Genomic DNA, 5,222 nt, shown 5'->3' with positions numbered 1-5,222 from the left:
TACCAGATGCTTGGGTAGTCTCATGAGCTTTCTCTTGAACGGCTTCTTCTGCTTCATCACTCCGGCCTCCGCAATAATGATCGGCAAGCCGGAAAGGGGAACTGTCGGATACGGCTCTCTTCTGAACGGGATAGCAGATGCTTCACCAATGACAAAATCGCCAGCTCCCGGACCATGCTAATCGACGGGCACAAGGCACCAGTGTTAAAGCGGCCTCCTCATCCCGGCTGCCAGAGGAACCGTAAATGATCCATAGGAAAACAGCAAGTTACTCTTTGACAAAGCGCTGCCTTGGCAGCGTGGAGTGCTAATCGAGTGCCTTTTCCAATTCGATATACCTGCCCGTCCGCAATCCCATGCTGCGAAAGAACGACAACAGCAGGTTATTGTCCCGGTCCGCCATGGTGCGCACCGTCGTCACCCCTGCCAGCTTCAGTCGTTTCGAGATTTCTTCAAACAGCTGCTGACCAATTCTCATTTGGCGGACATGCGGGGACACAGCCGCCGCGAATACCCAACCGCAGGGGGGCGAACCAAACTCCCAGGCGCGCACTTCACCGATGATGAAGCCCACGACCGCCTTGTTGAACTCCGCGACCAGAAAACACCGGTCGTTATGACCATTGATGTAGTGTTCAAAAACACTGCTCCAATAGGCCGGTTTTTCTTCATCGGAGCCCTGTAGGTCCAGGGAAACTACGGCGTCAAAGTCGGATGCAACAGCATTGCGAATGAAAATCGGTTCCTTCATAGTGGTATGCCCTCCTAAAGAAAGTTATCCAAAAAATGTCAAGGGACCCTCCCTGGATGGAAAGGTCCCTTGACGTCAACAGAGAAGATCCGTGCCGTTAAGTCTCCTTTGCAAAAGGGAGGCAGCGCCGTTTCCAGCGGTACCCATAGGCCGAACCCCGTGAGGATATCCTTTTAGACAATTCGGCTCGGAGATGGTTATTATAGTTATTACTCAGCGCAAGCAGCACGTTCGACTAATTATGCATTTGAGTACCACAATACCTTTTTTATGTCAAGAAATATTCAATTGCCCAATACTGTAGAACTATTACTCCCTGTAGCAATTCCCCACACATTGGTCCCTTCTCTCATCCAAAACAAAAAAAGTGTAGAGATCCTCTTCTCTCCAACTACAGAAACGGCTCACTACTCTCCTTTGATTTCCGGTACAGGGTTGACCTGGAAACACCCAGTTTTCGGGCGGCGGCAGAGACATTTCCGTTGCATTCGCGAAGAACGTCCCTTATTACGGCAGCTTCAAACTCCTCCAGACGCCCGGTTCCGTCGTCCCCGCCCCTTCCCTGCTGATTGCGGCATACCGCCTGTTCCCCGGCCTGTTCAAGGAAATCCTCAGGAAGATGCTCGACCGATATTTCGAACTCGTCTTCCCGCAGGGCCAGTGCCGTCCGGATCACGTTCGAAAGTTGACGGATGTTGCCGGGCCAATCATGTCGGGAAAAGAGGTCGATGACGAAGGGAGAGAAGCCAACGCTGTCATCCCCTTGCGCCAGCGTCCGCAGGATGCTGGCGGCCAGCGCAAGTCGGTCCTCCCGAGCCCGGAGGGACGGGAGGGTGACGAGGAGACCGTTCAGGCGATAGTAGAGGTCCTCCCGGAAACGACCGGCCGCGACCTCGTCCCGCAGCCGGCGATTGGTGGCGCAGACGATCCTGACATCGATCGGTAAAGACTTGGTTCCACCCAGCGGTGTGACTGTCCGGTCCTGCAGGACCCGCAGCAGCCGGGCCTGCATGGAGAGCGGCATGTCGCCAATCTCGTCGAGGAACAGCGTGCCGCCGTCCGCCTGCTGGATCTTGCCGATACTGCCGGTGCGCCGGGCACCGGTAAAGGCACCTTCGCGGTAACCGAACAGTTCAGACTCGATCAATCCCTCGGGGATGGCGGCACAGTTGAGAGCAACGAATGGGCCTTTGTACCGGGGACCGTCGGCGTGGAACGCACGGGCAAACATCTCCTTGCCGCTCCCGGACTCACCTTCGATCATCAGCGGAATGTCGTGGCCGATGATCTTTCTCGCCTTGCGAATGGCAGCACCCATGGCCGGGTCGCCAAGGTCCAGTTCCGCCAGGGAACCGGATGACGTCTCCGTCCCGGAAACGCGCCCGGCTGCCTCGGGACTGCGGATGGGCAGATAGGTGATGGGTGAAACCGAGGCCCCGAACTTGACCCGGCCGAACAGTTCCACGCCGCTTCTCAGTCGAAGCTTTATCACCGGTTGCGGGAGGACGCCGGCCTGTTCCAACAGGCCGGCCAGGGTCAGGTCGAAGATGCTGCCGATGTCGCGCTTTTCAGCATCGTAGCGGTTGAGTCCCAGCTGGACCAGGGCGGAGCGGTTCCCCGCGACAAAGCGGCCGTCCGGGGAGAAGACCGCAATACCTTCGTACAGGGTGCCTATGAACTCCGGCCGCAGGTGGAAATGGATCAGGATTTCATCATTGCATTCATGGGCGAAAAACTGGTTTTCGATCATCTGCGCTGACATGCGCACCAGTGCCATGGTGTGGCGCTGGTAGGTGGCCGAGTCGCTGGAGACATCAAGCACGCCGAGCATTCTCCCCAGGGGATCGAAGATCGGGGCCGCCGAACAGGTCAGGAACTGATTGATGGTGATGAAATGTTCGGTGCTGTGCACCGCGATCGGAATATGTTCAACGAGTGCGGTGCCTATGGCGTTGGTGCCGTTGGCCTCCTCGGTCCAGATGCCACCGGGCTGGAGGGTCACCTGTTGCGCCTTTTCCACGAAGTCCGTATCGCCGACCGAGTGCAGCACCACCCCGGTCGCATCGGTCAGCACCACCACGCTGGAAGTCCCGGAAATCTGTTCGTGGAGTTGCTCCATCACCGGCTCAGAATGAACAATCAGCCGTCTGCTCCGCTCGCGGAACCCGGGCAAAGCCCCGGTGGAGACCACCGGAATCTCCCTGGCCTGCCGCTCGACGCTGACCCTTCGGTCGACGCACCGTTGCCAGGAACGGCTGATGACTTCGGGGAGAAGATCGATGGGGAGCGATTCTCCTGCCAGGAATCGTGACTTGGTGTCGACCGCATTCACTACTCTGCTGCCCGCTGACCACGACATATCCACCTCTCGAAGATCGTGCCTGCCGATTTCAATGACGCCGAACCGTTTCGATTGACTGCTCGCCACTAACACTGTTTTTTATTGCAACAGATGAGATTGCAACACCTGTGCCATTTTGCGACAAGTTCCATACAAACACCGCCACAGGCGGGCAGCTCACCAGCTCACCCCTCCCGATCCGACCTCATAATCACACGGAATATCAAGCAATTTAGAGGCAACTCCGCACCAACAAAAAATATAAAACCAGGTTCTACATCTTGGCACACGCACTGCTATGAGTAGCATCAAGCTGACTTATCTGACATCAAAAAAATCACATGGGGAGAAAGGAAACAATTATGTCGAACGTATCAACGCAGATCGATCTGATGATTGCCAGGGCAAAGAAGGCTGCGGAGAAGTTCAACGGCTTGGGCCAACTTGAGGTCGACAGGATCGTGGCGGCCATGACCAGGGCCGGCGTGGCCAACGAGCGGAAACTTGCGGAAATGGCGGTCGAGGAGACCGGCATCGGCAACGTGGAAGACAAGGTGATCAAGAACCATTTCGGCACCCAGGTGGTCTACGACTACATGCGGGGCAAGCCGTCGGTGGGGATCATCGATGAGGACGACAGCATCATCTCCATCGCCGAGCCGTTCGGTGTCGTGGCGGCGATAACGCCGACCACCAACCCGACCTCCACCACCATGTTCAAGTCGCTCATCGCCCTCAAAGGACGGAACGTGATCGTCTTCGGCTTCCATCCGCGCGCCCAAAAGTGCAGCGAAGAGGCAGCCCGGATCATGCTTGAGGCAGCCGTGGAAGCCGGCGCACCGGCCGACTGCATCCAGTGGATCGCTGAGCCGTCCATTGAGGCGACCGACGCCCTGATGAAGCATCCCGATGTGGCCATAGTCATCGCCACCGGCGGCGGCGCCATGGTCAAGGCCGCCTACAGTTCGGGCCATCCGGCACTCGGTGTCGGACCCGGCAACGTGCCGGTCTACATCGAAAAAACCGCCTGCCTTGAGCTCGCCATCCCGGACGTGATCGCCTCCAAGACCTTTGACAACGGCACCATCTGCTCCTCGGACCAGTCGGTAATCTTCGACGACAAAGAGGTTGCGCAGAGGGCGCTCGACCTCTTCAAAACGCACGGCGCCTACCTCTGCAACGAAGAAGAAAAGGCCAAGCTGGAAGCGGTCATGTTCGACAAAGAGCGGGGGGTGCCATCCATGGCGATTGTCGGCAAGCGGCCGCAGGTCATTGCAGAACTGGCCGGGTTCACCATCCCTGCCGACGTGAAGATGCTGATGGTGCCCCTTACCACTACTGGCCCGGAAGACTGGATGAGCCACGAGAAGCTCTCCCCGGTCCTCGGCTGGTTCATCGTCGACAGCAGGGAGAAGGCGATCTCCGCTGCCGTCTGCCAGCTCGAATTCGGCGGCGCCGGCCACTCGGCCGTAGTCTTCACTGAAGATGAGGAGGCGGCAAAGGAGTTCGCCCTGCGGGTTCCGGCCAACCGGGTTGTCTGGAACCATCCGTCGGTCCACGGCACCATCGGCGCCCTGTACAACGACCTGGTCCCGTCGCTCACCCTCGGTTGCGGGGCCATGGGCGGCAACATCACCACCGAAAACGTCGGCTACAAGAATCTCCTGAACATCAAGCGGATTGCCAAGAGAAAGGCTGCCTGATTCACCAGACATCCCTGACAGGGCGACCAGCGCCTTGTCAGGGATATAACTAAGTAAACCACCCTCGCCTGAAGGCGAGGGTTTTAAAGGCTTTGCCGACTGATAACGTCTGAAGCCGTTATCAGTCGTCTGTTACTTTAAAATTTTCACCGCCATCTTTGGGTTCGTTTGTCTCTTGTAGCCTGATGTATTCCTGGATCACTTCATCCGTCACGTTGCCAGAACTCGCTACGAAGTACCCTCGTGCCCATATGTGGCGACCCCAAAAGGCTTTCTGGATGTGCTTGAACTCCATCATCAACTTGCGAGACGTTTTGCCCTTTATGTACTGCATCAGCTTACTCGGGGCCAGATGGGGTGGTACAGACACGAACAGATGCACGTGATCCTTTGATATATGACCCTGCAAGATTTCTACATCATTAGT

The 5,222-nt window shown here is 57.1% G+C and carries 5 protein-coding genes and 1 riboswitch; of the genes, 2 read left to right on the top strand and 3 right to left on the bottom strand.

From position 1 onward, the window contains the following. A partial coding sequence (locus tag JN12_RS20675; RefSeq protein ID WP_211360598.1) for a hypothetical protein occupies nucleotides 1–181 on the top strand: 181 nt, incomplete at its 5' end. Nucleotides 182–307: 126 nt separating this feature from the next. Here JN12_RS20675 and JN12_RS20235 read toward each other — a convergent pair. Continuing rightward, nucleotides 308–751, bottom strand: a complete 444-nt coding sequence (locus tag JN12_RS20235) for a GNAT family N-acetyltransferase (protein WP_145026329.1) — start codon at nucleotides 749–751, stop codon at nucleotides 308–310. A gap of 87 nt (nucleotides 752–838) precedes the next feature. Next, a riboswitch (molybdenum cofactor riboswitch) is annotated at nucleotides 839–956 on the bottom strand. A 186-nt stretch (nucleotides 957–1,142) separates the two neighbouring features. Continuing rightward, on the bottom strand, nucleotides 1,143–3,110 hold the full coding sequence (locus tag JN12_RS20230; protein ID WP_145026326.1) for a sigma-54-dependent Fis family transcriptional regulator: 1,968 nt from the start codon (nucleotides 3,108–3,110) through the stop codon (nucleotides 1,143–1,145). 344 nt (nucleotides 3,111–3,454) lie between these two features. Between JN12_RS20230 and JN12_RS20225 the strand changes: the two genes are divergently transcribed. Then, complete coding sequence (locus JN12_RS20225) at nucleotides 3,455–4,795, top strand: aldehyde dehydrogenase family protein (RefSeq protein WP_145026323.1); 1,341 nt, start codon at nucleotides 3,455–3,457, stop codon at nucleotides 4,793–4,795. A 121-nt stretch (nucleotides 4,796–4,916) separates the two neighbouring features. On the opposite strand, the gene tnpA is transcribed toward JN12_RS20225, so the two are convergent. Beyond that, nucleotides 4,917–5,222 (bottom strand): IS200/IS605 family transposase (gene tnpA, locus JN12_RS20220; protein WP_145026320.1); only part of this gene is annotated, 306 nt, incomplete at its 5' end.

Origin of the sequence: Geobacter argillaceus (assembly GCF_007830735.1) — a bacterium.
Lineage (GTDB): Bacteria > Desulfobacterota > Desulfuromonadia > Geobacterales > DSM-12255 > Geomobilibacter > Geomobilibacter argillaceus.
Note: the sequence above shows the minus strand (reverse complement) of the source record. Positions and strands in the feature narration are given on the sequence as shown.

Coding starts and splice junctions, on each gene's coding strand:
- JN12_RS20225 (WP_145026323.1), top strand. CDS start 3,455: ATGTCGAACGTATCAACGCAGATCGATCTGATGATTGCCAGGGCAAAG.
- JN12_RS20230 (WP_145026326.1), bottom strand. CDS start 3,110: ATGTCGTGGTCAGCGGGCAGCAGAGTAGTGAATGCGGTCGACACCAAG.
- JN12_RS20235 (WP_145026329.1), bottom strand. CDS start 751: ATGAAGGAACCGATTTTCATTCGCAATGCTGTTGCATCCGACTTTGAC.